Below are 26,788 nucleotides of genomic sequence, written 5' to 3'. Positions count from 1 at the left end.
TTTGATTGACGAGCATGACTTTAGTTCAGCCAGCCCGTCTTATCTATTCTCAGCAGCACGTTCATCATAGCCAAATGAGCGTGCCGCCATACTTGCTTAATTACTGGCAAGCTTCGCATTCTTCGAAACCTGGATCACCTGGACGCATCGTGCAAGCTGGACCGTCTAATTCAACTTCCGCCGCTGCCACCGGCTGCGCTGCGTAATTTGCCATCGCACCGCCGCTGGCACCACCGTCGACTGACACCGCATTCAACGCACCGGTCTTGGTGGTTGATTTTTCAGTGTGGGTGGCGCCAATCGTGCGCAGGTAGTATGTGGTTTTCAGGCCACGCAACCAGGCCAGCTTGTAAGTCTCATCAAGTTTCTTGCCCGATGCGCCGGCCATATAGATGTTCAACGATTGCGCCTGGTCAATCCATTTTTGACGACGCGAAGCAGCTTCCACCAACCACGATGGTTCAACCTCGAATGCAGTCGCGTAGATAGCGCGCAAATCTTGCGGAATGCGGTCAATCTTGGCCAGGCTGCCGTCGAAATATTTCAGGTCCGAGATCATGACTTCATCCCACAAACCGCGTGCTTTCAGATCACGCACCAGATAGGAGTTGATTTCAGTAAATTCGCCGGACAGATTCGACTTCACGTACAGGTTTTGGTAAGTCGGTTCGATACAAGCAGAAACGCCAATGATGTTCGAGATGGTGGCGGTCGGTGCGATCGCTACGCAGTTCGAGTTACGCATGCCGAATTCCTTGATACGGGCGCGCAGAGCAGTCCAGTCCAGCGATTCCGACTGATCGGTTTCGAGGTAGCCGCCGCGCTCTTCCGCCAGCAACTTCAGCGAATCTTGCGGCAGAATGCCACGATCCCACAGCGAACCACGGTACGAACTGTAACGACCACGTTCTTCGGCCAGTTCGGTCGATGCCCAATAAGCGTTGTAGCAAACCACTTCCATCGACCGATCGGCAAATTCTACGGCTTCTTGAGAGGCGTAAGGAATCCGCATCATGTGCAGGCAATCCTGGAAACCCATGATACCCAGACCCACCGGACGATGGCGCAAATTGGAGTCACGCGCCTTCTTCACTGCATAGTAGTTAATATCGATGACGTTATCCAGCATCCGCATCGCTGTAGTAATGGTTTTTTGCAGTTTGACCGGATCCAGTTGGCCATCTTTCATGTGCGCCGGCAGGTTGACCGAGCCCAGATTACAGACGGCGATTTCAGATTCGTTGGTATTCAGCGTAATCTCAGTACATAAATTGGAGCTATGCACCATGCCAACGTGCTGCTGCGGCGAACGGATGTTGCAAGGATCCTTGAAAGTGATCCATGGATGACCGGTTTCAAACAGCATCGACAGCATCTTGCGCCACAGATCCAGCGCTTGCACCGTCTTGAACGTGCGCAGCTCACCGCGTGCGGCTTTAGCTTCGTAACCGGCGTAAGCCGCTTCGAATGCCTTGCCGACCTTGTCATGCAGATCCGGCGCATCGCTAGGCGAGAACAGGGTCCACTCGCCCTTTTCCATCACGCGCTTCATAAACAGGTCAGGAATCCAGTTAGCAGTGTTCATGTCATGCGTACGGCGACGATCGTCGCCAGTGTTTTTACGCAAGTCGAGGAATTCCTCGATGTCCATATGCCAGGTTTCCAGATAGGCGCAAACCGCACCCTTGCGTTTGCCGCCTTGATTAACCGCGACAGCCGTGTCGTTGACCACCTTCAGGAACGGCACCACACCTTGTGATTTACCGTTAGTGCCCTTGATGTGGGCTCCCAGCGAACGCACCGGCGTCCAGTCGTTACCCAAGCCACCAGCGTATTTCGCCAGCAAGGCGTTTTCTTTGATGGCGTCGTAAATACCTTCGAGATCGTCCGACACCGTGGTCAGATAGCACGATGACAGTTGCGAACGGAGTGTGCCCGAATTGAACAGGGTTGGGGTCGAGCTCATGAAATCGAAGCTGGACAGCAAATTGTAGAATTCTATCGCGCGCTCTTCGCGGTTAACTTCATTCAGTGCCAGGCCCATCGAAACGCGCATGTAAAACGCCTGTGGCATTTCGATGCGGATATCCTGGATATGCAGGAAATAGCGGTCATACAGTGTTTGCAGACCGATATAAGCAAATTGCAGATCGCGTTCCGGCTGCAGCGCTTCAGCCAGTTTTTTCAGGTCAAACTGCGCCAGCTTGCTATCCAGCAGGTCTGCCTCTATACCCTTTTTAATATACTTCGGGAAATATTCAAGGTATTGCGCAGGCGCATCAGCTTGTGCGACCTCCTTGCCAAAGACTTCCTTACGAATCGTGTGCATGAGCAAACGTGCTGTAACGGTGCTATACGCAGGATCTTTTTCCATCAACGCGCGCGCTGCCAGAATGGCTGACTTGTGCAATTCTTCGACTGGCACGCCGTCATACAGGTTCTTGACTGCCTCGGACAGAATCGCTTCGGCATCGACGTGCTTTTCCAGTCCGATGCAAGCAGCCGAAATCAAATCGCGGACCTGATTCATGTCGAGGACGCGACGCTGACCATCTTCTGTCACATACAGCTCAGCTACCGTGGCGACTGCACTATTGGTCAGCAATTGCGAGCGCTCTTCCATACGCTTGGCGCGATACAACACGTAGGCACGTGCCACATCGTGCTCACCGGAACGCATCAACGACAGCTCAACCTGGTCCTGGATATCTTCAATGTGGAAAGTGCCGCCGGTCGGCTGGCGACGCACCAGCGCGCTCACCACGTTCGAAGTCAGCTGCTCGACCAATTCGCGAACCCGCGCGGAAGCGGCGCCCTGACCACCATTGACCGCCAGAAAAGCCTTGGTCACCGCGATCGAAATCTTGGATGGTTCAAAACCGACCACTGCGCCATTGCGGCGGATGATGCGGTAATCGCCAAAGCTGACCGAGGCCTTCGCGGGAGCGGGACTAGAACCAGCCTGCGACGATGCACCACCGACTTCGGCTGAAGATTTAACGGAATTTTCTTGAGTAGATTGCACTGAGCCTCCCGAGCTGAGTTGACAGGCGCGCTCACCGCGCCTGTAGTTGTTAACCATTAATGAGAATCGCTGAATTCATCAGGATCCACTGAAATACACACCACACCTACGCTGTGCCGAATTACGCAACTCACCTGCAAACCACATGCCAATTACAGGCCACACGCAAACGCGGGATCCAACTTGACGCTTGCGTCAAACTTGACCAATATCAAACGAGGGGGCTGCTTCAGGCCCATCCAACATGTACACCAAAACCTTCTTAGTTATGCAGACAAAGCACCTGAAACAGCTAAATTGAGGAATTGCACTTAACACCACAAAACACTATATATAGTCTTTTGTCTCCGTGTTTTTACTAATTGTAGTACCTGACCAGTGCAGATGCAATGCCTAAACCGGCCTGACTCACAGAATCTTTTTTACCAAGAAAAAACAAAATACCATTGACTTTTCTAGTCATCACCCGGGAAGCGCAATGTCAGGTTGGTGAGTACTTGCGGCCGATAGTCGGCTAAGTCCTGCCGGTATTGATGCCAATCAAAAAACGGCCCCGGATCAGTCTTTCTGCCGGGTGCAATGTGCTCATGTCCGCGCACGGCAACCAGGCCATGGCGTAGCTGCAAGGCATGCGTCATGGCACTAAGCGTATGGTACTGGGGTTCTGTGAAGGGCTCGAAATCAGTACCTTCAAGCTCGATACCGATCGAAAAATCGTTGCAACGCTGACGCTCGCCAAACGAAGATACACCGGCATGCCATGCCCTGTCGTTGGTCGAAACGAACTGCATCACGTTGCCGTCACGACGAATCAGGAAGTGCGCCGACACCCGTAACGAGCGCAACTGCTCAAAGTACGGATCGGCATCGTAATCCAGGCGATTGCCAAATAAATCAGCAATAAATGGACCGCCAAACTGGCCTGGCGGCAAACTGATGTTATGGATCACCAGCAGATCAATGGCACTTCCGCCCGGCCGGGCATCGCAATTCGGAGAGCGCTGATGACTCACCTGAGCCGCGCCATCCGTTCCAGCCACGGCTGCGCACCAGCCATCCGCACCAATCTGAAAAACCGGCATGATGGCCTGTGTATTGGTCGTCGGCGTGGTCATTGTTACTTTATCCGTCATCGCCAGTGCTCGTCATTCCTGCTCATGAATCGATAATCTTTGCATCCGATACCGTAATTGTCGAAAACTTATCCCCAACAGTTCAGCCGCCTTGGTCCGGTTGAATTGCGTACGCGCCAACGCCTGCCGAATAATATTGCGCTCGACGTCGTCCAGATGCATCGGCAGCGACTGCGGCAACTCCGAGCTGGTTACGTTCGGTTCAATGACGAAATTTTCCGCCATCGCCATGATCGAGGCCACTGCAGCCGCTGATTCTTCCGGACCAACAGCCTCTCTCATATCCAGTGCAACGACCGCTTCCGTCGGCAACAATCCAGATGCTTTCAATGCCAGATCGAAAACCTCGATCACGCCATCGTTGGCAAATGCCAATGCCCGTTCAAGAATATTTTCCAGTTCACGGACGTTGCCGGGAAAAGTATAGCTGCGTAGCGCCTGCAATGCCGCCGGGGTCAATGACACCGGTGTCGGCTGTGGGTCCGGAATCGCCAGACGCGTCAAAATGGCATCTGCCAGCAAGCCAATATCATCCACCCGCTCACGCAACGGCGGCAGGCGTAACTCAATCACGTTCAGACGGTAGTACAAATCCTGCCGAAACTTACCCTTCTCGACGCATTCCGCCAAATTTTGGTGGGTAGCGCTCACCAGGCGTACATCAACCACCTCTTCCGTGGTTGCACCAACTTTGCGCACCCGACGTTCCTGAATCGCGCGTAATAATTTGACCTGCATTGCCAGCGGCAGATCGGCCACCTCATCCAGCAACAAGGTACCGCCGTTGGCGGCCTGAAAAAAGCCGTCGCGATCATCCACCGCGCCGGTAAATGCGCCTTTGCGATAGCCGAAAAATTCAGCCTCCATCAAATTCTCAGGGATCGCGCCGCAATTGACCGCGATGAATGGCTTGTCGGCGCGCGGGCTGAGCGCATGCAAATCACGCGCGGCCAATTCTTTGCCGCTGCCGGATTCTCCGCTAATGGCAACCGGCGCCATACTGCGCGCCAGCCTTGCAATCTGCGTACGCAAATCCTGCATCGCCGCTGACGCCCCCAATAGGCGCAAAGATGGCAAGCCAGGCTTGCCATTGCTGATACCATTCCGCTGTGACATGCCAATTGGGTAGGCGGAACTGCGCTCCGGCTTACTAACGCGTAGCGCGGATTGCACCATTAGTCGCAACTGATCGAGTGCGACCGGCTTCGACAAATAGTCGAAAGCGCCCGCCTTCAACGCCATCACTGCGTTATCGGCACTACCAAAAGCGGTAATCACGGCAATCGGTGTCATTTTGCAGTTAGCGACAACTTCATGCACCAATTCGATGCCGAGACCGTCTGGCAAACGCATGTCGGTCAGCACCACGGCGTAATCACGCTGCGCCAGAAAACGCCGCGCCGCTGCCAGTGAATCAGCACTATCGACGTCCAATCCCATTTTAACCAGCGCGATTTCCAGCAATTCGCGCAGGTGGGCCTCGTCATCGACGACCAGAATACGGGGTGAAGTCATGGCAACGGTCTTTTCCGGTCAGATAAAATTTAAAGTGGTCCACGGGCCGCAAACGCGATCACAAAACGCCCGGTCGGCTGCTCCTGGGCTTCATGGCGATATTCATAATCCAGCATGGCACCGTTATTCAAACACAACTCGCGCGCCAAAAATAGTCCCAGGCCGGTCCCTTTGTTAGAGGTCGTATAAAACGGCTCGAACAAATGCGAACGAACCACCGGCGTGATGGGTTCGCCATCATCCTGCACATGCAATTCCAGTCGCCCCGCCGCGTTCGTCATGACCTGCAAGCGCATGCAGTCAGCGCGACCACTCGCGTAGCGCACCGCATTCGACAATAGATTGACCAGCACCTCACGCAAGTGCAGCGGATCAAACCAGACCCGGTATTGATCGGTGGTAGAGATCATCAGGTGCATCACGCCCGCCTCAATCACGTGCGTTTGCTGAAATTCTTCAACAATGTCGACTACCAGCGGGCCTAACAAGATAGGCGCCGTTTGTCGTTGCGCCTTGCGCGACAGCGACAGAATATCTTCGATCATCCGGTTCAGGCGCGCCACATTGTCGTCAATGATGTTGAGTAACCGTACCTGGGTCGGACTAGCCGCTTCCTCGGTCAACAGCGTCGCGGCATACGATATCGACGACAACGGATTGCGCACCTCGTGGGCGATGCTGGCGGTCAACCTCCCCATGGCAGCCAGCTTCAGCTGTTGCGCCTGATTTTCGATTTCACTCACATCTTGCAAAAAAATGACGGCACGATACTCGCTCAGGTCCTGGGTTTTGACTGCAGCAAAGCGCAACTTGAAATGCTCCGCCAGTTTGCGCCCACTCCAGTCCAGTACGACGCCATCGGGCCCACGGTCATCCGTATGTTTGATGGTGACAAAGAATGGGGAATCGCTCGAAGCCGTATCAGATATGGGCTGTGCCTCAGCACCGGGCCGCAGGCTAACCATCGCAGTCCATGCAAAAAAAGCCTCGGCAATCGGTGTCAGGGCCGGAAAGTCGGCCAGTTTATAACGCGGCGCTTCATCGGGAATCGACAAGGCCAGCATTCGCTCTGCCGCCGGATTCGCCATCAAAATCGCACCATCCGGACCGATCACCAGCAAACCATCCCCCATATCTGCAACAGCCATATGGTTGATGGCCAGTTGCACCCGCAAATCCTTGCCGCGCTGATTTGCCAACTCCTCCTGGCGTATCAATCTGTTGGCCAGCCGATTGATCACAAAAACCGCAAAAAAGAAGGCGGCGCCGGACAGGCCCGCTTGCACGGTCGTCGCATCCGACTTTCCTTGCAAGATTTGATAACCGCTCTCTCCCAGCAGAATCAGGGTCGCGAGGGAAACGAAAAACAATGCCAGCGCCAGCGGCGCCAGGATTGCCCCCCCTGCCAGCGGAAACAAATAGAGAATACCCAATCCGCTCTTGGCGCCGCCGGCACCCACGTAGAGAATCGAGATCGCCCCGATATCAACCACAATTTGCACCATGATCTGCAACTTGTCATGGCGACGGTAATACGCCGCCAGCAAGGTGAAGGCAATCGCGCACATCAGATAAACAGTGCAGGTTTCCGGATAGTGAAAGAAATGGGAAAACCAGCTACCTTTTTTTCCGTTGGCGTTGATGTAGGCCAGCAACACTAGCGCCACCACAATCCGGGTGGCGTTAAACGTCTGCAGGGTGCGCCAAAAACTTGCCGGCCTAGCGCTATCCGCAAGAATGGCAGGCATGGGTTTAGCGATGGGGATTGGCGGCGCGGATGTGCTCATGCGCGTAAGTTCAGAGCTTTATCCGGAAGTAACATCACTGCGCGTGCAAACGCCGATGTTCCTCGCCGCAAAACACCGTGCCGGCGTGATCGGTCACCGCTTCGGAGGCAGGAAAATGCAGCCCGCAATGGGCGCATGCCACCATCTCTTCCACCTGTGGCGACTCACCTGACACGGCCGACGGACGTGCATTACCCGCAGCGCCGGCGTCCGAGCCGTCTGTTGCAGAACGATTTTTGTGAATGATGTTCTTCTTCAGGCGCTGGAACCAGACGATGACCGCCAGCGCGATAACTAACCAAATAACATATTTCATACCAGCACCCGATGCAGTACTACTTCAAGCACAAAACGGCTACCGACATACGCCAGTAGCAAAATAGCAAATCCGATCAACGTAAAACTGAGCGCAGTGCGACCGCGCCAGCCCTGCCATTTGCGTCCCGCCAGCAACAAGCCAAACAATGCCCACGACAACAGAGTGAAAATGGTCTTGTGATCCCACTTGAAGGCCCTGCCAAACAACTCCTCCGAGAATACGACGCCCGACAGCACGGTTAGCGTCAACAACACGAAACCGAAGGCAATCAACCGGAACAACAATTTTTCCATCGTCAACAACGCTGGCAAGCGATCCAGCGCGGTGCCGAACCAGCTCGTTTTAACGCCTCCGGGCCGTGTATGCAAACGCGACTCCTGTAAAACCATCAGCACCGCATGGAACGCGGCTATCGTCAGCGTGCTGTAGGCCAGAATGGAAATCACGATATGCCATAGAAAGACCGGCGACTTGCCGTTCAACGGCACCATGTTCCCGGGGAATAGCGCCGGCAAGATAACCGCCACCGCCGCGGTCGGCAGCACCAGGACGCGCAAGCCATCGAGCGTGTAGTTGCGGTTTTCCAGCCAGTAAGCCGCTACCGAAACCCACAACGTGGCCGACAGCATCATCGAAAAGCCAACCCGCACTTGCTCTGGTCCGACGACATCGGCCCACAACGCACCGCCGTGCACCAGCCATCCTGCAGCAACGATGGCCGAGATAGTCTTTCGCCGTTTGGATGGCAGCAGCGCGCAGCCAAGATACAACAGTGCCGCCAGAATAAATAGATAAGTTTGCATCATGTAAGTTTACAGCATGTGACCAAAGCTGGCGGTCCGACAGTCAACGGTAGGAGAGAATTTTTCGCACTTTTTACTTATTTTTACGCTTGTCACGGATATACATCGCGGACTTGTTGTTCGCCAAGGTCCGTTGCGTGACATCAAACAGTTCCGTCGCGCTGACCAGGCCGCTTAGTTTGGTATACCCGTATTCGCGTGCATCAAAGTCAGGCGCCTGCTTGGCGATGTGATTGCCAACCGAACCCAGTTGCGCCCAGCCGTCCTCGTCGGACACCGCCTCGACACCACTGCGCAACAAGCGCACCAGACGCGCATCCTGTTTCAGCTCGTTGGCCGCCTGAGACAACTTGCCGGGGGCCTCCGCCACGTCTTCAACGTCCAGCGCAGTCAAGAGTTCGGTATAGATAAATTTATCGCAGGCAGTGACGAAAGGCTGCGGCGTCTTGCGCTCGCCAAAACCATACACGGTCAGCCCCTCCTCTCGAATCCGTGACGCCAGCCGGGTAAAGTCGCTATCGCTGGAGACGATGCAAAAACCATCGAAACGGCGGGTATACAACAAATCCATGGCGTCGATGATCATCGCGCTATCCGTCGCGTTTTTACCTTTGGTATAGCCGAACTGCTGAATCGGCTGGATCGAGTTACGCAGCAGACACTCCTTCCAGCTCCCAAGCCGGTTGTCGGTCCAGTCGCCATAAATACGCTTGACGCTGGCGACGCCGTACTTGGCAACTTCGGCCAGCAAGCCATCGACAATTGCCGCGCTGGCATTGTCGGCATCGATCAACACCGCCAGACGCGGGGCTTCGGACGTGGAGTTTCCTGACATGACAATTCCTGAATTGAGGGTGGAGGAATCATACCCCAAGGAAAGCTTTCACCACACGTCGATCCGACATTTTCGACAAGATCCGGCCCACACTTGATAACAGGCGCGATACCGTCAAGCAATCAACCCGCTGCACGCCTGCCAGCCACGCAATCGACTATCGCTGCGCGCCGACCGTATTCCCCCGCAGGAAAATTTTCGATTCTGCCCATTAGCGGCGCCGTCAACCGGGATTTGCCGCGGTATCGGGTAAAATGGAAGATTATTTTCAGTGCGCCGCGTCGGTCATCTACTGTGTAGAAAGTTACAGCCAGAACTGCAGCGGAAACTACTGCGCATTGCCCTCTTGCCCCTCTTCTGAAAACGCTGTCACCTATTATGTTAGACAATCTTACCCAACGCCTCGCCAAAGTCGTCAAAACCATGCGCGGCGAAGCGCGCCTGACTGAAACCAATACCGCCGAAATGTTGCGAGAAGTACGTTTGGCATTGCTGGAAGCTGACGTCGCGCTGCCGGCCGTGCGCGAATTTATCGCCAACGTTAAGCAAAAAGCCCTGGGCGAAGAAGTCATCGCTTCGCTGACACCCGGCCAGGCGCTGGTTGGCGTCGTACAACGCGAGCTGGCTTCCCTGATGGGTGCCGATCTGGGACCGGAAGCCTCGCAGTTGAACTTTGCCACGCAACCGCCGGCGATCATCCTGATGGCTGGCTTGCAAGGTGCGGGTAAAACCACCACCGTCGGCAAACTGGCTAAATACCTGCGTGAGCAGAAAAAGAAAAAGGTCCTGACCGTCTCCACCGACGTCTATCGTCCAGCGGCGATTGGCCAGTTGAAAACGGTAACCGAACAAGTCGGCGCCGACTTCTTCCCTAGCCTGTTGACCGACAAACCGGTCGATATCGCACTGGCCGCACTCGATTTCGCCAAACGTCATTATCACGACGTGCTGATTATCGATACCGCCGGTCGCCTCGGTATCGACGAAGCGATGATGCAGGAAATCACCGCCGTCCACGCTGCCGTCAAACCGATTGAAACCCTGTTCGTGGTCGATGCCATGCTCGGTCAAGATGCCATCAACACGGCCAAGGCGTTCAATGACGCGCTGCCGCTGACCGGTATCGTGCTGACCAAACTGGATGGTGATGCCCGTGGCGGTGCAGCCCTCTCGGTGCGGCATATCACCGGCAAACCGATCAAATTTGCCGGTGTCGCTGAAAAGCTGGACGGTCTGGAAGCGTTTGATCCACAGCGGATGGCAAACCGTATTCTCGGCATGGGCGACATTCTGGCGCTGGTTGAAGAAGCCAAAAAAGGTGTCGACGTCGCAGCTGCGCAGGATCTGGCGCAGAAAATCAAGGGCGGCGGCAAGTTCGACCTCAACGACTTCAAGGCGCAACTTGGTCAAATGAAGAAAATGGGCGGCATGTCCAGCCTGATGGACAAGCTGCCGGCACAATTCCAGCAAGCCGCTGGCGGCGCCAACATGGACCAGGCCGAAAAATCGGTGCGCCGCATGGAAGGCATGATCAATTCCATGACCGCGCAGGAACGCGCCAAACCGGAACTGATCAAAGCCTCACGCAAACGCCGGATCGCTACCGGCGCCGGCGTACAGGTGCAGGAAGTCAACCGGATGTTGTCGCAATTTGATCAGATGCAATCGATGATGAAAAAACTCAAGGGCGGCGGCATGATGAAAATGATGCGTAGCATGAAAGGCATGATGCCCGGCTTGAAGTAAGCCCATGCCGAATCCGGTGCGATTTGGCATGGCGTTTCACACTGGTGGAAAACCCATAAATCCTTGATTAATAAGGCTTTCCACCGCCAGCCCAATTTTCCTCTTTAGCGCATTAAGCGACTCGCGGCAAAGATCAAACATGCTGCAACCAGCGTCGCTTTCTTAATATCTTCATCACCTCACAGAAGTGCATTTAGTTCCCCACTTAGCTATGAAAACGTGATTATTTGGGTGCGCTGGAGAATCCCCCATAAAATCCCTGCGAAACCCATAAAAAACACTTGCATCACTGGGAAAACCGCACCACTATGAGCGATGCGTGATTGACGCATTTTCCACACACTCTTCGTCAAGGAGGCTCAAAGATGGCCACAGCAAAAAAACCAGCAGTTGCAGAAAAAAAACCTGCAGCTAAACCTGCAGTGAAAAAAGCTGCTCCAGCAAAAGCGGCTGCAGCAGAAAAACCAGCACGCAAGCCTAACGCAGCATTCATGAAGCCAATGACGCCATCGGCTGTTCTGGCGGCTGTCGTCGGTGCAGCACCGTTGCCACGTACTGAAGTTACCAAGAAAGTTTGGGAATACATCAAGAAGCACAATCTGCAAAACCCGGAAAACAAGCGCAACATCGATGCAGATGAAAAGCTGAAAGCTGTCTTTGGCGGCAAAAAGCAAGTGTCCATGTTTGAAATGACCAAGCTCATTTCCGACCACTTGACCAATGCTTAAGGTATAGCTGCTCCAGATTACCTCGAGCGCCAAACAAAAACGCCCGCATTGCGCGGGCTTTTTTGTTTTTGAATCACATGATTTGACCAATGAATGCGTATGCCCGATAGCGCGTCAAGCGTCACTTTCGAAGCCTTACTGTATCGCCACAGTGGCTCTGGTCGGCACTTCCTTGAACTCCCAGCGCTTCCATGCGGCCAGCACTGCATTCGGATACTCCGGACGGCCGCGGCTGCCGTTATAACGGCCTAGCGCCAGGTACAGGTTACCCTTTTCCATATCCAGGTACATGCGCAAAATCGAGCAACCGTAACGCAGGTTGGTTTGCATATTGAATAGTTTGCTGCGATCGGCATCACCGATGACACGCGTCCAGAACGGCATCACCTGCATGTAACCCTGCGCGCTGACGCTGGACATCGCGTATTTGCGAAATGCCGATTCGACCTGGATCAGGCCCAATACCATCGCCGGGTCAAGACCCGCGCGCTTGGCCTCATACCAGGTGGTTTCCAGGAATTCGATGCGGATCTGGGCGTCGGGCAATTTCTTTTTGAGCCGCTCCGACATTTCACCCAACCAGTACAAATACTGAATGCGCTGATCGATATCGACGAATTGCGGTTTCGGCGGTCGCGCATCATTAATCGCACGCGACAGTGCCAACCGTACCGAATCGGCCATCGCTTCTTCTTTTTGATTCCCGGCATGCGCCAGTGCGCTGGCCAGCAGCAGCACCGACATCAACCACGGAAAAATGCGACCTATCAAACGCAAGTGAAGCTCCCAGGAAAATTCCATATCTTAATTCTTAGTTTCCTAGGAAACTAAAAGAACAAGTGCAATCTCACACGCATTTCCATGCCTTCCTCCACCCTTGTGAGTCGCGTGGAGGAAAAGCCGCAAAATCAGCTTGCTACCAGATCAGGCGGCCAGACGTGCTTTGACAAAACCCACCATGTCAGCCAGCGGCACGGTGGTCGCTTCAGTGTCGCGACGCCCCTGATATTCGAGTTGACCGTCTTTCAAGCCACGATCGCCCACCACCACCCGATGCGGCACGCCGATCAACTCCCAATCGGCAAACATTGCGCCCGGACGCTCGCCGCGATCATCCAGAATCACGTCGACGCCGGCCGCTAGCAACTCGTCGTAAAGTTTATCGGTTTCGGTCTTGACCGCTGCGCTGCGATCATAGCCCATAGGACAGAGCACGACTTCAAACGGCGCGATCGAAATTGGCCAGATAATGCCCTTGTCATCGAAGTTCTGCTCAATGGCCGCACCCAGAATACGCGTGATGCCAATACCGTAACAACCCATTTGCAATGGTTGCGGCTTACCGTTTTCATCCAGGAACGTGGCGTTCATCGCCTCCGAATACGCGGTACCGAGCTGAAACACGTGGCCAACTTCAATCCCGCGCAGAATCGCCAGCGCGCCTTTGCCATCCGGCGATTGATCGCCTTCGACCACGTTGCGGATATCGACCACCATAGGCTCCGGCAGGTCGCGGCCCCAATTCACACCGGTGAAGTGGAAGTCCACTTCGTTAGCGCCGCAGACGAAGTCATGCATGTTGGCGACGGTACGATCAGCGACGACGTTGATTGGCTTTTTGGTATTGACCGGTCCCAGATAACCCGGTGGCGTACCGAACCATTCAACGATTTCTTCTTCAGTGGCGAAACGATAGCCGGCCAGACCCGGGATCTTGGCGGCCTTGATTTCATTGAGCACATGATCGCCGCGCAGCATCAGCAACCAGACTTGCTTGGAAGCGGCCTCCTTCTCGCTCGCCGCTTTTTCAACTGTCAGCACAATCGACTTGATCGTTTCGCTCAGTGGAATGTTCAGCAATTCCGCTACGGCTTCGCATTTGGCTTTGCCTGGCGTTGCAGTTTTCGTCAGCGCCTGGGTCGGTGCGGCACGGCTTGCATCCACCGGCAGCGCTTCGGCAGCTTCCATATTCGCCGCGTAATCCGAGGTTGGACAGTAGACGATTGCGTCTTCACCGGTAGCGGCGATCACATGAAATTCGTGCGAACCGGTACCGCCAATCGCACCGTTATCGGCCGCGACTGGACGGAATTGCAGGCCAAAGCGATTGAAAATCCGAATATAGGTGTCGTACATGATTTGATACGACTGTTTCAAGCCGTCCAGATCGCGGTCGAACGAGTAGGCATCCTTCATCGTGAATTCACGGCCGCGCATCAAGCCAAAACGCGGACGACGCTCATCGCGGAACTTGGTCTGGATGTGATAAAAATTGACTGGAAGCTTGCGATAAGACCGTAATTCGGTACGGGCGATGTCGGTAATCACCTCTTCCGAAGTTGGCTGAATGATAAAATCGCGACCGTGGCGGTCTTTGACGCGCATCAGTTCATCGCCGTATTTTTGCCAGCGGCCGGTTTCCTGCCAAAGCTCGGCAGGTTGTACAACTGGCATTAACAACTCAACTGCACCGGAACGATTCATTTCTTCGCGCACGATGCTTTCGACTTTGCGAATAACCCGCAAGCCCATTGGCATGTAGGTGTAAATGCCCGAACCGAGGCGTTTAATCATGCCGGCGCGCATCATTAGTTTGTGGCTGACGATTTCGGCGTCGGATGGTGCTTCTTTAAGAGTCGAGACAAAAAAACGGGAGGCGCGCATAACGGTGAATTCTTTTTAAAAAGAGAGGGTTATAATCGACTCAATTTTAAAGGATTAGCTGGCTGATGCGCCCACTCTTTGCACAATTGATTGATGTTCGGGCCGGTTTTACTACTGCTTGGAACCGGTTGCGCGCAGATTTTGCACGTAATCAAGTTGGCATGAGGACCGCCTAGTCGCAGAAAGTTTTGAGGTAATAGTATGCTGGACCGTGAAGGCTTCCGCCCTAACGTCGGCATTATCTTGCTTAACACCCAGAATGAAGTCTGGTGGGGCAAGCGTGTGCGCGAACATTCGTGGCAATTTCCACAAGGTGGCATTAAATACGGCGAAACCCCGGAGCAAGCCATGTTCCGCGAACTTGAGGAGGAAATCGGCCTCAAGGCGGAGCACGTCAAGATTATCGGTCGCACCCGCGACTGGCTGCGCTATGAGGTGCCTGATCATTTCATTAAGCGCGATATCCGCGGGCATTATCGCGGCCAAAAGCAAATCTGGTTTTTGCTGCGCATGGTAGGGCGCGATTGCGATGTCAACTTGCGTCTGACCGAGCACCCCGAATTCGATGCCTGGCGCTGGCACGATTACTGGGTCCCGCTGGATGTCGTGATCGAATTCAAGCGCGACGTCTATCAACGCGCATTGCAGGAATTATCACGTTTTTTGACCCGCCCACTGCAAAGTCCGGCACGCCATGCCCGCCATGTGCGCGGCGCGCATGAAGCACATACGTTAGACACATGCATTCCGGGCGAACCGGGTATCGATAAGGAGTAAGTTTTTCCATGTTTTTTGACACTATTTCACTCCCCAAGCCAAGCAAGCGGGTTGCCGTCATTGCGCTACTGTTCTCCGCTACCGCCCATGTCCATGCCGCCTCCGGCCCGGGTCCGGGCTTTGACGAGGATTTTGACGACGAAGTGAAGACCTGGCAGGAACTCTCGGTACAACTGCCGCCACAGCCTAAAGCTGAGAACCTGGTGTCGTTCGATGCCGGCCCTACGGCGACCATGAAATTCGCGATTGATCTGAATTCACTATCCGCCGGCACCGATGGCGTGGTGCGCTACACGCTGGTCAGCAAGAGCGATGGCGGCGCCGAGAATATCAGCTACGAAGGCATCCGTTGCCAAACCGCCGAAAAGAAATTGTATGCGTTCGGCCATAAGGACGGCAGCTGGTCGCGCGCGCGCCTGAGCAATTGGCAGCGGATCACCGATTTGGTAGCGAATCGCCAACATGCAGCCCTGTTCAAGGATTTCCTGTGCCAGGGCGGGACAATCGCTGGCAAGGTCACGGAAATGCAAGACCGCATCCGGAGTAATCGACCGCTGAAACCCGGTGGTTGAGACCGGCCAAGTTGGTTTCCACGCAAAAAAACCGATACGTAACATGTATCGGTTTTTTTTGCGTGATGCTGCTACAGCAAAACCATATTATCGCGATGAATCAATTCTGACTTCTCGACAAAACCCAATATCGAGGCAATTTCCGACGATGGATGACGCATGATGCGACGCGCTTCAGCGCTGGTGTAATTGCTGATGCCGCGTGCAATCGCACGACCCTCGCTATTCACACAGGTAATCACATCGCCACGGCCAAATTCACCCAACACAGCCGTCACCCCAATCGGCAATAACGACTTGCCCTCATTCGTCAATTTTTGCACCGCACCGGCATCCAGCAGTACTTTGCCGGCGGTTTTCAGGTGATCGGCCATCCATTGCTTGCGTGCCGTGAGTTGCCCGGTCTGGGCGTTCAACTGGGTACCAATCGCCTCGCCAGCGGCAAGGCGCGTCAGTACATCGTCCTCGCGGCCCCAGGCAATCACCGTATGCGCGCCGGAAGTAGCGGCACGCTTGGCGGCCAGAATCTTGGTGAACATGCCACCGCGACCGATGCCGGTACCGGCGTCGCCCGCCATCACTTCCAGCGCCGGATCGCCTGCCTGGGCCTGATGTACGAATTCGGCATTAGGATCCTTGCGCGGATCGGCCGTAAACAAGCCTTTTTGATCGGTCAGAATAATCAAGGCGTCGGCCTCGATCAAATTGGCAACCAGTGCGCCCAGCGTATCGTTGTCGCCGAACTTGATTTCATCGGTGACAACAGTGTCATTTTCATTGATGATAGGTACCACGCCAAAACGCAGCAAGGTAAACAGTGTGGAGCGCGCATTCAGATAGCGCTCGCGATCGGCCAGATCGGCATGCGTCAACAACACTTGCGCGGTATGTACATCGTGCAGACGAAAGCTGGTTTCGTAAATTTGCGCCAAGCCCATCTGCCCGACTGCGGCACAGGCCTGCAATTCATCAATGCTGGTCGGGCGTTTGTCGAAACCGAGGCGTTGCATGCCTTCGGCGACGGCGCCGGAACTGACCAACACCACTTCCTTGCCCATCGCCCGCAACTCTGAAATCTGAGCCGCCCAATTGGCAATCGCTACGCTATCCAGTCCCTTGCCGTCATTTGTAACCAGCGAAGAACCGACCTTGATGATGAGACGTTTAGCTTTTTGAATGACGGAATTCATATTTTCATCTGCAACTGCCGACGCTGCATAGCCGGCGCTGATAATAAAAAACCGACATAGCCAGAGCATTTAAGCTCTCGCCATATCGGTTGATGGTTTGCGGCCTGTTAGCCTGCTCTCAACGATAATCTATGGCGACCATCTTTAGTCAAGAATTTTAAAGCGAGGATCGTCCGGATCAATCGACAGAATACCCTGGGCTTCTTCAGTCATTTGCGTCTCTTCAGCGCGATACTCTTGCTGACGCTTTTCCGCCAGATAAGCGTAGATATCGTTGACCAGTTCCGGACAGCCGGAATGATTCAGCGCCGAAATTTCGAAGACCGGACCTTTCCAGCCGAAACGCTTGACGAAGTCCTTGACGCGCTTCTTGCGCTCGTCTTCCGGCACCACATCCAGCTTGTTCAGCACCAGCCAGCGCGGCTTGTCAAACAGCGACTGATCGTACTTTTCCAGTTCCTTGACGATCGCCTTGGCTTCCTTGACCGGATCGACAGTCGATTCGAACGGCGCCAGATCAACGATATGCAGCAGCAGTCCGGTGCGCTGCAAATGCTTCAGGAATTGAATCCCGAGTCCGGCACCATCCGCTGCACCTTCAATTAATCCGGGAATATCTGCAATCACGAAACTTTTTTCATGACTGACGCGGACGACCCCCAGATTCGGATGCAAGGTCGTGAACGGATAATCCGCGATTTTTGGACGAGCGTTGGACACCGCCGTAATAAAGGTCGACTTACCGGCATTTGGCTGGCCCAGCAGACCAACATCGGCCAGTACTTTGAGCTCAAGCCGCAGTGCACGACGTTCGCCTTCCTTACCGTCGCTCTTTTGACGTGGCGCACGATTGGTCGAGGTTTTAAAGTGAATGTTACCCCAGCCGCCTTCGCCGCCTTTCGCCAACATCACTTCCTGGCCATGTTCAGTCAAATCGGCAATGCTCTCACCGGTGTCGATATCGACAATCAGCGTGCCGACCGGCATGCGCAGTTTGATATCGTCTGCGCCCTTGCCATAACAATCCGAGCCGCGGCCATTTTCGCCGCGACCGGCGCGATGCATTTTGGAGAAGCGGTAATCGACCAGCGTATTGACGTTACGGTCGGCAACCGCCCAGATGCTGCCGCCTTTGCCGCCATCGCCACCGTCAGGTCCGCCAAAGGGGCGGAATTTTTCACGCAAAAAACTCGCAACCCCATTGCCACCGTCACCGGCAATGACTTCGATTTTTGCTTCATCTATAAACTTCATTCGAAGGTCCTAATGAGATTGGAGGTTTCAATTCTGACTTACATACTTCTTGGGTACGCTACCGGCTTAGGCGAATTGTTGAAGTCTGCGCAAAACATACGCAACTCACAGGGCAATTCCCAACTGCGCCGGTGCTGCCAAACCGACTTTTGCAAAAAACCGATACATCAACCCAGGTATCACCGTCATGCCGATGCCTACGTGCATGGCAGGGCTGTTACGGGGGTTTCTATGATTTTACTCAAGCGGCCGACAATTTTCACGCTCAAAAAACTAAAAAGGCCCTACCTGCGGCAGAGCCTTTCGCGGCAAAGCTTGCGCTTCGCGCCAAACTTACGTCAAGCGGAAGTCGCTTCTTACGCTGCTACAACAGTGACATATTGACGCTTTTCGGCGCCTTTGATCACGAATTGTACTTTGCCTTGAATCAGTGCGAACAGGGTGTGATCCTTGCCCATGCCGACATTTTCGCCTGGATGCGTCTTAGTGCCGCGTTGACGAATAATGATGCCGCCAGCGTTGATCGCCTGGCCACCGTAGACCTTGACGCCGAGTCGTTTTGACTCTGAGTCACGGCCGTTGCGCGTAGTGCCGCCGCCTTTTTTATGTGCCATTTAAAACTCCTGGTATCTAGTTAAGTCAATCGACGCAGCTTATTGCTACTAAATTATGCGTTGATCGAAACGATTTGAATTTCGGTGTAATTTTGACGATGGCCTTGATGCTTCTGATAATGCTTACGACGACGCATTTTGAAGATCTTGACCTTATCGTGGCGACCTTGCGCCAATACCTTAACCGACACCGTAGCACCTTCGACCAATGGCGCCCCGAATTTCAGGGTATCGCCAGCGCCAACTGCAAGCACTTGATCAATAGTGAGTTCGGTGCCAATGTCTGCAGGTATCTGTTCTATTTTAAGTTTTTCGCCGGCAACAACTTTATATTGTTTGCCACCGGTTTTTATGACCGCGTACATATGAAACCTCATCGAAATGATTGAAGAACTAATAACAATTTATTACCCCCGACACGGCACAAAAAGACATCCGGAGTCGGGCGAACCTGAGATTATACATAGACTTGGCATCACCGTCAAAAACTCTTGACAATTGCATTAAGCACACACTATTTGCCTGCTATCGCAGTCAGGTCAGCGGCAGCACCCGCTTTTTCATATAATGTCTGCATTCTGAACTTTTTAAGGTATTGCCATGAGCGAAGTACAAGAGTGGATCAAGGAAACCGTGACGCAAAACCCGGTGGTTTTGTTCATGAAGGGCACGGCACAATTTCCGCAATGCGGTTTTTCCGGTCGCGCCATCCAGTTGCTGAAAGCCAACGGCGCGGAAAATATCGTCACCATCAATGTGCTGGAAGACCCGACTGTGCGCCAAGGCATCAAGGACTACTCCAACTGGCCGACAATCCCGCAGCTCTACGTCAAAGGTGAATTTATCGGCGGCTCCGACATCATGAATGAGATGCACGAGTCCGGCGAACTGAAAACCCTGCTGGCCGCCTGAGACCACACGTGGTGCCAGCCGCGTCTCAGCACGCTTCGCCCCTCTCACCACCGTCACGCCGGCTAATCGTCGCCATCACCGGCGCCACCGGCGTTGCCTACGGAGTGAGGTTGTTGCAATTTTTGCGCGAAATGCCCGAGATCGAATCGCATCTGATCATCTCGGATGCCGGCGTACTGAATCTGCATCAGGAGCTCGACATGCGCCGCAAGGAGGTCGAGGCGCTAGCCGATGTGACGCACAACGTGCGCGATGTCGGGGCCTCGATTGCCAGCGGCTCGTTTCAGTCGGACGGCATGATAGTTGCGCCATGCTCGATGAAAACGCTGGCTTCGGTGGCGAATGGCCTGTCAGACAATCTGATCGCACGCGCGGCGGATGTCGTCCTCAAAGAGCGTCGCCGACTGGTGTTGATGGTGCGCGAGACGCCATTCAATCTGGCGCATCTGCGCAACATGACTAGCGTTACCGAAATGGGCGGGATTATTTTTCCGCCTCTTCCCGGCTTTTATCATCGCCCGCAAAGCATCAACGAAATGATCGATCACACGATAGGCCGCGTGCTTGACCTGTATGGGGTAGCGCATACCCTGATGCCACGCTGGAACGGGCTGAAGGCAGCAGACAGCTGATCTTGCCGGATGACCGGCGCGACCGGCTACTGCGCTTTCTTCAACAACTTCAAGTCAATCTCAGCGACCGCTACGCCCATCCAGCCAGGCACTGCGCGCAGCCACGGCAGCAGCTGGTTTCAACTCGGCATTCAAACCTAATTGCGGGGTCGTGTCGGCCAGCAATTTGACGCTGAAAATCAGCAGCTCATCGCGGCGAAAGGCGTGAACCGTCACCGTATCGCCAACGCGGTAGCGCGCCAGAACGACATCCAGATTGGACGTCACACGAATACCATCCAGCGCCACCAACACGTCACCTGCGGACAACCCGGCGCGATGCGCTGCGCCGCCCTCGTACACGTTGCTTAGCTTACAGTCCGTGCCCACACGACTGGTGCGCGCGCCCAGGTCTGGCTTGACTGCCTTGCGGTTATCGGCAATCGTGACGCCGGCGGGCTCCAGCAATCTTGCCAATGGCAGATCATCGGTGCCGCGCACATAACGATCAAAAAAGCGCTTTAATTTCAGTCCGGTCACCGCATCAAACAAGGCTTCGACTGCCGCCTCGGTAACGCCCCGCCCAGCCATCTCGTTGCCAGCATAAAAATCGCGACCGTATTTTTGCCACAACGCGCGCATCACATCGTCCAGCGACTTCTTGTTTTTGGTCTCGCTGCGTATCGTCAAATCCAATGCCAGCGCCACCAGCGAACCTTTGGTGTAATAGCTGACGATGGCATTCGGCGCATTCTCATCCTGGCGATAATATTTAACCCAGGCGTCAAAACTCGATTCAGCGACACTTTGCTTGCGTCGACCGCTGCCAAGCAAGACCCCATTCATGGTTTTTGTCACCAGCTTCAGGTATTCGGTCTGATCGATCAAACCGCTGCGGAACAAGATCAGGTCATCGTAATAACTGGTGAAGCCCTCGAACAACCACAGTAGCGGCGTGTAATTCTCGACTTGCAGATCGTACGGCGCAAACGTCGCTGGCTTGATGCGCTTGACGTTCCATGTATGGAAATACTCGTGGCTGCAAAGACCGAGGAAAGTGCGATAGCCGTCGCCGCATTCTGGCTGCCCCTTGACCGGCAAATCGGCCCGCGCGCACATCAGCGCCGTCGAAGCGCGATGCTCAAGGCCGCCGTAGCCCTCGCCAACGGCCAGCGTCAAAAATACATAACGCTGCATCGGTGCCTGTCTGGCGAATTTGCTGCCGGCCGGCTCAAAGAATGCAATCTGCGTCTCGCAAATCTTTTTCAGATCGGCTCCCAGACGTACCAGATCCAGATTCGGCACATTGCCGGTGACTGCGATCTCGTGCGGCACGCCATGCGCCTTGAAAGTGGCCAGTTGGAATACCCCCATTTCGACCGGATGATCAATCAGCTCATCGTAATTCGCCGCAACGTAGCTGCCAAAAGCACCGCGCCGCGCCTTCAATGTCGGCAGCGCAGTGGCGATGCGCCAGTCGTCATACCCGGCACCTTGCGGGCGTTGAATATCAACGATGTGCGACGCGTTTTCCTGGCCGACAACGCGTAAAAATACGCTGCTGCCGTTAAAGAACCCATGGGTCTGATCCAGATGCGCCGCGCGCACCGACAAATCCCATGCATACACTTGATAGTGCAATGTCAGCGGCCCGTCACATGGTGCCGCTTGCCAGGAATGTTTATCGAGCTTTTTAAGCGTGATCGTGCGGCCATTCGATTCCCCGCGAATCTGAACGATATGGCGCGCGAATTCGCGGATCATATAACTGCCGGGAATCCATGCCGGCAGCGCCACAATTTGCCCAACCGCCGCTGGTGCAGCGATCACCAGCATCACCGCAAACAAATGGGCCGCAGGATCCGCCGCCACAATGCTGTAATGCAAAGCGCTATGGCTTACCGCACTGACCGCCTGAGGGATCGGTCTGGCCAGCGGCGTGGTCAAGCGGGTCGGTTTGGAAGCGGCCTTCGATCCACCCTTGGAAACTTGCTTGACGGCCGGCTTCGCAGTTGGTTTTGCCGCAGATTTTTGGGTAGATTTACGCACCGAGATTTCCTCTCACACCAGCGGCAAGCATCGCTAATACCATCGCGCCGACTGCCACACAAGTCAGCTTGTAGCGTAATTCGGTAAACCAGGCGGGCAGGCCGTACCAGACGAACAAACGCTTATCGACCTGATACGCGGCAATAAAACCAAGAATCAACAAGGTATAGCCGTAAGCAAAGAACAAAGTCGAAAACCAGGCAATGGTGGTCGGCATGATGCCCCAGATCAACGCCTTTTTAGTCCGTTCAGCAGAAAGATCTGCACGCAGCACCATCGCACCCCAATGAATCCCGCCAAGAAATGATAGCGCAGCAACACCGTACGCCATCTGGCCACGAATAAACTCCCCTAGCCAGTCAGGACTGGCAACCCAGCAACCCAGCGTCAACAGGATAAAGGGGATCAATCCCGCATAGCCGAGGATAAGGATAAGACGTTTATTCAGAAAGTGTGGATTCATCGCAGAGGATAATCAAGTTAGTGAAGCACAACACACAGCTACTTCGCCGCAAGTTCAGTGAAGCGCGATGGCACGAAAAAAACGATAGTCTAACGGGATAGTCGCAAACTATTGCCGGCTTGGTCGCCTGCCATGCGCGCGATGGATCAATCGGCGGTTAACGTCTTACGACTGTGGTATATCGGCGACGGTATCGATGTCCTGGAATACGCCGACGTCCTCCACTGCGACCTCCACCACTGGAAAATTTTGCAGCAGACTGCGTGCGCCCTGATCGCCGCGCAGCCGCAATAAACGCGACAAATGGTGCCGACTGAAAGCGACCGGATTGCCGCGACGGCCATGACAGGTCGGTACCGCGATGTCAGCGCCCTGCTCCAATGCCGCCTTCAACGCCATGATGGTGCTGACCTGGACGTAAGGCATATCGCCTAACGCAATCACCCAACCTTCTGCTGCCGCTGTTTGTTGCAGGCCATATACCAGCGTAGCCGCCATGCCGTTATCGGCGTCATCACATTCAAGCAGCGTGCAGCCGTTTACTTGTTTAGCCAATTGCGCGGTCAGTGCCGGCTTATCGGATCGACAGACCACGTAGACCGGCAACACAGCGGACAGCTTTTTTGCAGCACTCGCCAGGACGGTATCGCCGTGCGGCAAGGACTGCAGCAATTTGCTCTGCTTACCGGTCGGATCAAACCGACGTCCGCGTCCGGCAGCCAGCAAAATGCCTACTATTTGGTCTGTGCATGTGGAATTCATTCGAACTTACCCATTGGGACATATTCGTGCGGATACAGCACACGTTAAATTGCGCGGTCTTCAAGCCGACGTCGTGACAGCGGTGGCAGCGGATTTCGCTGCGTCTTTAATCACGATGCGGATCCGTTGGTACGCCCCCCGCGTCAGCAAATATTTCCGCTCATCGCCTTATCGATATCAGCGCTGGATGGCGCACGGTTGCCCTTGAGCAGCGCAGTTGCGCTCATGACCTGGCCGCTCTGGCAACAACCGCATTGCGGCACATCGTGCCGCACCCAGGAATCCTGTACCAAGTTGCCTATTGCGTCTGATGCGATAGCCTCAATGGTAGTGATTGGCAGTCCGGCAGCGGCGGACAACGGCGTCACACAGGAGCGTATCGGCTGGCCGTTCAGATGCACAGCACACGCACCGCACAAGGCAGCACCGCAACCGAATTTGGTCCCGGTCAATTGCAAATGATCCCGCAACACCCATAAAATCGGCGTTGCAGGATCGACTTCCAGCACGACATCCTTGCCATTGAGATTGACCGTGAGCATGCCGCCCCCCACCATTCCTTGATAATTTGTTGCTAATTTGCTGCCATATCGAGGCAGTACCGATAAAGAAGCAAATTATTTAGCTTATTTAACTGAGGAAAACTTCGCTTCGAGCGTCTTCGCGTCGACCCAGCCGGGAACCCGTGAGCCATCGGTAAAGATGATGGTCGGCGTACCTGTCACGTTAAGTTTCTGGCCAAGGGCCAATACCTTGTCGTTCGGCGTCGTCACACAACTGGCTGCAGCCGTCGCAGGCAACTTGCCATTCAGCATCCACTCGTCCCAAGCTTTATCGCGGTCGGCGCTACACCAGACGTTTTTCGACTTCACCGATGAATCGGCCGCCAGAATGTTGTACATGAAGGTGTACACAGTGACATTGTCGACGTCCTGCAAGGTCTTGCGGAATTTTTTGCAGTAACCGCAGTTCGGATCTTCAAATACTGCAATGACGCGCTTGCCGTTGCCCCTGACCGACTTCATTGCCAGATCAAGCGGTAAATCGGAAAACTTTACCTTGCTGAGTTCGTCTATACGCTCCTTGGTGAAATCCCTGGCGCTTTGCGCGTCGAGAATGCGTCCCACGAACATGTATTTGCCGCTGACATCGGTGTAAAAAATATCCTTGCCAACCCGGACTTCAAACATGCCCAGATACGGCGTCTTGGTAACCTCATCGACTTTGACGCCATCCCCCAGGCGCGGCTCTATCATTTTTTTAACCGCCGCTTCCTGCGACGTTTCGGCGATAGCCGCCGTCATCAACAATCCCAGTATCGCTGCCAGCAGCGATGGCTTCATGAATTTCAATATCTGAACTTGCATCACAACTCCCGTTAGTTTTTTTCAAATGTGCGGCCCAACGCATGGGCCATCAGCCGCCGCTTTAAGACCGGCAGTTTATCCAGCAAGTTCAATCCGGCGTCACGCACCAACCGCAACGGCGCAATGTCGAGACCGAATAAACGCTGCAGGCCGTCGGTCGCAACTTGCATCAACAAAATTTCTTCCTTGCGCGCGCGCGCATAGCGCGCCAGCACGCCCGCATCGCCGCAATCCCGATGTTGACCACGTTCGCTCAGCACTTTAATTAATGCGGCAACATCGCCAAAGCCCAGGTTCATCCCGTGCCCAGCCAGCGGGTGAACCACATGCGCCGCATCGCCCATCAATGCTACACGCGGCGCCACCAGCGCATGACTGCGGATCAAGGATAGTGGGAAGTTCTGCACTACCTCCGGTTGCAATGGCCGCAACTGGCCTAACTGCTCACCCGCCAACGCAGACAAACGCACAGCCAGCTGCGACAACGACTCGCGCAGCAAAGTCGGCGCCAGCGTGTCCGGCGCCGACCACACCAGCGACACACGCTGCCCCGGCAATGGCAACAATGCGACGATCCCTTCGCTGACAGTAAACCATTGATGCGCAACGCCATGATGCGGGCGTTCGACTTCAAAATTGGCGACTATCGCGCGCTGATGATAAGAACGGTAATCGATCCCGATTTCGCACTGATTACGGACCCAGGATTGCGCACCGTCGGCACCGACCAGCAATGCGGATTTGAGCGTCGAGCCGTCTTCCAGTAGCAGCGTGGCGCCGTCGGCATCGACCATCATCTGCTGGGCGCGGCCATGCACCACACGAACGTTCCGGGCAAATTTCAGCGCAGCATCCAGCGCCTGATTCAAATTGCGGTCTTCAACTATCCACGCCAGCGCATCGGTCCTGGCACTAAACGCGTCAAAGCCGATACTACCCGCGCCGGCTTCTGCGCCACCCCTGACCAGCATGCTTTCCACCGCAGCGACCCGCGTATCATCCAGCGCATCCCAGACCTTGAGTCCGGACAGCAGATTGCGCGCAACGTGATTCAGCGCGTAGACGCGGGTATCCCACCCGGCAGCATCACCCGGTCTGCTATCCGCACCTCGCAACGGCGCCCCCAACAAAGTGACACCGAGACCGGCCTGCGCCAGTCCCAATGCCGCGGCTTTCCCGACCGCGCCATTACCAACGATACAAATATCGCTGCGGGAAATATTTCGCGAAGAAATATTATTCGTGCTCTGCGCCGCCAAACCGGCGCCGACGCTCTTGGAAGGTAGTCTGAAATCGTTCATGACAGCATTATAACGACTACCAATTCAAAAAAATTACATTAGGGGTTTGCGAATTCAAAATGTCTTGCTATAATTCCGCTCCTTGGCCTGGTAGCTCAGTCGGTAGAGCAGAGGATTGAAAATCCTTGTGTCGGTGGTTCGATTCCGCCCCGGGCCACCAAGATATGTATCTTACAGAACGCCAACCTTCGGGTTGGCGTTTTTGTTTCCGGGGATTTACAGTCCTCGTGTCGGGTCTATTTCCGGTCTTGCGGTAAATTCAAACTTCTCCCTGCCTTCCACCACTTTCGCCCCGGTCGCGTGCTCGATCGTCGATGCACCGCACTGACACAACTGACACACCGACACTGATCAAGCGTGT

24 protein-coding genes, 1 tRNA gene and 1 pseudogene are annotated in these 26,788 nt (G+C 54.6%); 7 read left to right on the top strand and 19 right to left on the bottom strand.

The genetic code is table 11. The annotated features are described in order from the left end of the window. Positions 1-100: 100 nt before the first annotated feature. The 7 genes from AC3CHX_RS00700 to AC3CHX_RS00670 all read right to left on the bottom strand — a co-directional run bounded on the left by AC3CHX_RS00700 (position 101) and on the right by AC3CHX_RS00670 (position 9,417). Positions 101-3,025, bottom strand: coding sequence for a ribonucleoside-diphosphate reductase subunit alpha (locus tag AC3CHX_RS00700; RefSeq protein ID WP_488631596.1), 2,925 nt, complete (start codon positions 3,023-3,025; stop codon positions 101-103). Positions 3,026-3,480: 455 nt separating this feature from the next. Next, positions 3,481-4,140, bottom strand: a complete 660-nt coding sequence (gene ampD, locus AC3CHX_RS00695; protein WP_488644683.1) for a 1,6-anhydro-N-acetylmuramyl-L-alanine amidase AmpD — start codon at positions 4,138-4,140, stop codon at positions 3,481-3,483. A gap of 30 nt (positions 4,141-4,170) precedes the next feature. Then, positions 4,171-5,673, bottom strand: coding sequence for a sigma-54-dependent transcriptional regulator (locus AC3CHX_RS00690; protein ID WP_488631595.1), 1,503 nt, complete (start codon positions 5,671-5,673; stop codon positions 4,171-4,173). Positions 5,674-5,702: 29 nt separating this feature from the next. Beyond that, the gene (locus AC3CHX_RS00685; protein ID WP_488631594.1) at positions 5,703-7,421 is read right to left on the bottom strand and encodes a two-component system sensor histidine kinase NtrB; all 1,719 of its coding nucleotides are present in this window, start codon (positions 7,419-7,421) and stop codon (positions 5,703-5,705) included. A gap of 73 nt (positions 7,422-7,494) precedes the next feature. Continuing rightward, positions 7,495-7,776, bottom strand: coding sequence for a PP0621 family protein (locus AC3CHX_RS00680; RefSeq protein ID WP_488631593.1), 282 nt, complete (start codon positions 7,774-7,776; stop codon positions 7,495-7,497). Next, positions 7,773-8,582: a cytochrome C assembly family protein gene (locus tag AC3CHX_RS00675; protein WP_488644682.1), complete on the bottom strand. Its 810-nt coding sequence runs from the start codon at positions 8,580-8,582 to the stop codon at positions 7,773-7,775. Before AC3CHX_RS00675 ends, AC3CHX_RS00680 begins: the two co-directional genes overlap by 4 nt. Before the next feature lie 73 nt (positions 8,583-8,655). Beyond that, entirely contained in the window at positions 8,656-9,417 is a 762-nt protein-coding gene (locus AC3CHX_RS00670) for an NYN domain-containing protein (protein ID WP_488631592.1), read from the bottom strand. A gap of 378 nt (positions 9,418-9,795) precedes the next feature. On the opposite strand from AC3CHX_RS00670, the gene ffh reads away from it, so the two are divergent. Both ffh and AC3CHX_RS00660 read left to right on the top strand, forming a co-directional pair. Further along, positions 9,796-11,163 carry a signal recognition particle protein gene (gene ffh / locus AC3CHX_RS00665; RefSeq protein ID WP_488631591.1) on the top strand — a complete coding sequence of 456 codons (1,368 nt, stop codon included), beginning with the start codon at positions 9,796-9,798 and terminating at the stop codon, positions 11,161-11,163. A 365-nt stretch (positions 11,164-11,528) separates the two neighbouring features. Further along, positions 11,529-11,891, top strand: a complete 363-nt coding sequence (locus AC3CHX_RS00660) for an SWIB/MDM2 domain-containing protein (protein ID WP_488631590.1) — start codon at positions 11,529-11,531, stop codon at positions 11,889-11,891. Positions 11,892-12,026: 135 nt separating this feature from the next. Here the strand turns inward: AC3CHX_RS00660 and AC3CHX_RS00655 are convergent, their stop codons facing one another. After that, positions 12,027-12,635: a lytic transglycosylase domain-containing protein gene (locus AC3CHX_RS00655; protein WP_488644681.1), complete on the bottom strand. Its 609-nt coding sequence runs from the start codon at positions 12,633-12,635 to the stop codon at positions 12,027-12,029. A 180-nt stretch (positions 12,636-12,815) separates the two neighbouring features. Beyond that, the gene (locus tag AC3CHX_RS00650; protein WP_488631589.1) at positions 12,816-14,555 is read right to left on the bottom strand and encodes a proline--tRNA ligase; all 1,740 of its coding nucleotides are present in this window, start codon (positions 14,553-14,555) and stop codon (positions 12,816-12,818) included. Between the two features lie 201 nt (positions 14,556-14,756). Between AC3CHX_RS00650 and AC3CHX_RS00645 the strand changes: the two genes are divergently transcribed. Together AC3CHX_RS00645 and AC3CHX_RS00640 are read left to right on the top strand one after the other, a co-directional pair. Beyond that, entirely contained in the window at positions 14,757-15,332 is a 576-nt protein-coding gene (locus AC3CHX_RS00645) for an RNA pyrophosphohydrolase (RefSeq protein ID WP_488631588.1), read from the top strand. A gap of 8 nt (positions 15,333-15,340) precedes the next feature. Then, positions 15,341-15,904: a CNP1-like family protein gene (locus AC3CHX_RS00640; RefSeq protein WP_488631587.1), complete on the top strand. Its 564-nt coding sequence runs from the start codon at positions 15,341-15,343 to the stop codon at positions 15,902-15,904. A gap of 71 nt (positions 15,905-15,975) precedes the next feature. On the opposite strand, the gene proB is transcribed toward AC3CHX_RS00640, so the two are convergent. The 4 genes from proB to rplU all read right to left on the bottom strand — a co-directional run bounded on the left by proB (position 15,976) and on the right by rplU (position 19,327). Further along, on the bottom strand, positions 15,976-17,094 hold the full coding sequence (gene proB, locus AC3CHX_RS00635; RefSeq protein WP_488631586.1) for a glutamate 5-kinase: 1,119 nt from the start codon (positions 17,092-17,094) through the stop codon (positions 15,976-15,978). A gap of 144 nt (positions 17,095-17,238) precedes the next feature. Further along, positions 17,239-18,348, bottom strand: a complete 1,110-nt coding sequence (obgE, locus tag AC3CHX_RS00630; protein WP_488631585.1) for a GTPase ObgE — start codon at positions 18,346-18,348, stop codon at positions 17,239-17,241. 356 nt (positions 18,349-18,704) lie between these two features. Next, positions 18,705-18,962 (bottom strand): 50S ribosomal protein L27, encoded by a 258-nt coding sequence (gene rpmA, locus AC3CHX_RS00625; RefSeq protein ID WP_108441345.1) that lies wholly within the window; start codon positions 18,960-18,962, stop codon positions 18,705-18,707. A 53-nt stretch (positions 18,963-19,015) separates the two neighbouring features. Then, a complete protein-coding gene (rplU, locus tag AC3CHX_RS00620; protein ID WP_488631584.1) occupies positions 19,016-19,327 on the bottom strand; it encodes a 50S ribosomal protein L21 in 312 nt (103 codons plus the stop codon). Between the two features lie 235 nt (positions 19,328-19,562). On the opposite strand from rplU, the gene grxD reads away from it, so the two are divergent. Both grxD and AC3CHX_RS00610 read left to right on the top strand, forming a co-directional pair. Then, complete coding sequence (gene grxD / locus AC3CHX_RS00615) at positions 19,563-19,874, top strand: Grx4 family monothiol glutaredoxin (protein ID WP_488631583.1); 312 nt, start codon at positions 19,563-19,565, stop codon at positions 19,872-19,874. Positions 19,875-19,885: 11 nt separating this feature from the next. Next, on the top strand, positions 19,886-20,506 hold the full coding sequence (locus tag AC3CHX_RS00610; protein WP_488631582.1) for a UbiX family flavin prenyltransferase: 621 nt from the start codon (positions 19,886-19,888) through the stop codon (positions 20,504-20,506). 60 nt (positions 20,507-20,566) lie between these two features. On the opposite strand, the gene AC3CHX_RS00605 is transcribed toward AC3CHX_RS00610, so the two are convergent. From AC3CHX_RS00605 to AC3CHX_RS00580, 6 genes and pseudogenes are all read right to left on the bottom strand, one after another. Beyond that, positions 20,567-22,408: a M61 family metallopeptidase gene (locus tag AC3CHX_RS00605; protein WP_488644680.1), complete on the bottom strand. Its 1,842-nt coding sequence runs from the start codon at positions 22,406-22,408 to the stop codon at positions 20,567-20,569. Between the two features lie 118 nt (positions 22,409-22,526). Then, positions 22,527-22,997 carry a DUF3429 domain-containing protein gene (locus AC3CHX_RS00600; RefSeq protein WP_488631581.1) on the bottom strand — a complete coding sequence of 157 codons (471 nt, stop codon included), beginning with the start codon at positions 22,995-22,997 and terminating at the stop codon, positions 22,527-22,529. 165 nt (positions 22,998-23,162) lie between these two features. After that, positions 23,163-23,759: a nucleotidyltransferase family protein gene (locus AC3CHX_RS00595; protein ID WP_488631580.1), complete on the bottom strand. Its 597-nt coding sequence runs from the start codon at positions 23,757-23,759 to the stop codon at positions 23,163-23,165. A 60-nt stretch (positions 23,760-23,819) separates the two neighbouring features. Beyond that, positions 23,820-24,301 (bottom strand): annotated as a pseudogene (locus AC3CHX_RS00590) ((2Fe-2S)-binding protein). A gap of 84 nt (positions 24,302-24,385) precedes the next feature. Next, positions 24,386-25,126, bottom strand: coding sequence for a DsbC family protein (locus tag AC3CHX_RS00585; RefSeq protein ID WP_488631579.1), 741 nt, complete (start codon positions 25,124-25,126; stop codon positions 24,386-24,388). A gap of 11 nt (positions 25,127-25,137) precedes the next feature. Next, entirely contained in the window at positions 25,138-26,427 is a 1,290-nt protein-coding gene (locus tag AC3CHX_RS00580) for an FAD-dependent monooxygenase (protein WP_488631578.1), read from the bottom strand. An 84-nt stretch (positions 26,428-26,511) separates the two neighbouring features. Between AC3CHX_RS00580 and AC3CHX_RS00575 the strand changes: the two genes are divergently transcribed. Continuing rightward, positions 26,512-26,587 (top strand) — tRNA-Phe (locus AC3CHX_RS00575). Positions 26,588-26,788: the final 201 nt, after the last annotated feature.

The sequence above is a fragment of the Glaciimonas sp. OK215 genome (assembly GCF_057787885.1).
This window is presented reverse-complemented; position numbering and strand designations above follow the sequence as displayed.

Excerpts from the sequence above, each read along its gene's own strand:
- ampD (WP_488644683.1), bottom strand. The coding sequence starts at position 4,140 with ATGACCACGCCGACGACCAATACACAGGCCATCATGCCGGTTTTTCAG.
- AC3CHX_RS00690 (WP_488631595.1), bottom strand. The coding sequence starts at position 5,673 with ATGACTTCACCCCGTATTCTGGTCGTCGATGACGAGGCCCACCTGCGC.
- AC3CHX_RS00685 (WP_488631594.1), bottom strand. The coding sequence starts at position 7,421 with ATGCCTGCCATTCTTGCGGATAGCGCTAGGCCGGCAAGTTTTTGGCGC.
- AC3CHX_RS00680 (WP_488631593.1), bottom strand. The coding sequence starts at position 7,776 with ATGAAATATGTTATTTGGTTAGTTATCGCGCTGGCGGTCATCGTCTGG.
- AC3CHX_RS00675 (WP_488644682.1), bottom strand. The coding sequence starts at position 8,582 with ATGCAAACTTATCTATTTATTCTGGCGGCACTGTTGTATCTTGGCTGC.
- AC3CHX_RS00670 (WP_488631592.1), bottom strand. The coding sequence starts at position 9,417 with ATGTCAGGAAACTCCACGTCCGAAGCCCCGCGTCTGGCGGTGTTGATC.
- ffh (WP_488631591.1), top strand. The coding sequence starts at position 9,796 with ATGTTAGACAATCTTACCCAACGCCTCGCCAAAGTCGTCAAAACCATG.
- AC3CHX_RS00660 (WP_488631590.1), top strand. The coding sequence starts at position 11,529 with ATGGCCACAGCAAAAAAACCAGCAGTTGCAGAAAAAAAACCTGCAGCT.
- AC3CHX_RS00655 (WP_488644681.1), bottom strand. The coding sequence starts at position 12,635 with ATGTCGGTGCTGCTGCTGGCCAGCGCACTGGCGCATGCCGGGAATCAA.
- AC3CHX_RS00650 (WP_488631589.1), bottom strand. The coding sequence starts at position 14,555 with ATGCGCGCCTCCCGTTTTTTTGTCTCGACTCTTAAAGAAGCACCATCC.
- AC3CHX_RS00645 (WP_488631588.1), top strand. The coding sequence starts at position 14,757 with ATGCTGGACCGTGAAGGCTTCCGCCCTAACGTCGGCATTATCTTGCTT.
- AC3CHX_RS00640 (WP_488631587.1), top strand. The coding sequence starts at position 15,341 with ATGTTTTTTGACACTATTTCACTCCCCAAGCCAAGCAAGCGGGTTGCC.
- proB (WP_488631586.1), bottom strand. The coding sequence starts at position 17,094 with ATGAATTCCGTCATTCAAAAAGCTAAACGTCTCATCATCAAGGTCGGT.
- obgE (WP_488631585.1), bottom strand. The coding sequence starts at position 18,348 with ATGAAGTTTATAGATGAAGCAAAAATCGAAGTCATTGCCGGTGACGGT.
- rpmA (WP_108441345.1), bottom strand. The coding sequence starts at position 18,962 with ATGGCACATAAAAAAGGCGGCGGCACTACGCGCAACGGCCGTGACTCA.
- rplU (WP_488631584.1), bottom strand. The coding sequence starts at position 19,327 with ATGTACGCGGTCATAAAAACCGGTGGCAAACAATATAAAGTTGTTGCC.
- grxD (WP_488631583.1), top strand. The coding sequence starts at position 19,563 with ATGAGCGAAGTACAAGAGTGGATCAAGGAAACCGTGACGCAAAACCCG.
- AC3CHX_RS00600 (WP_488631581.1), bottom strand. The coding sequence starts at position 22,997 with ATGAATCCACACTTTCTGAATAAACGTCTTATCCTTATCCTCGGCTAT.
- AC3CHX_RS00595 (WP_488631580.1), bottom strand. The coding sequence starts at position 23,759 with ATGAATTCCACATGCACAGACCAAATAGTAGGCATTTTGCTGGCTGCC.
- AC3CHX_RS00585 (WP_488631579.1), bottom strand. The coding sequence starts at position 25,126 with ATGCAAGTTCAGATATTGAAATTCATGAAGCCATCGCTGCTGGCAGCG.
- AC3CHX_RS00580 (WP_488631578.1), bottom strand. The coding sequence starts at position 26,427 with ATGAACGATTTCAGACTACCTTCCAAGAGCGTCGGCGCCGGTTTGGCG.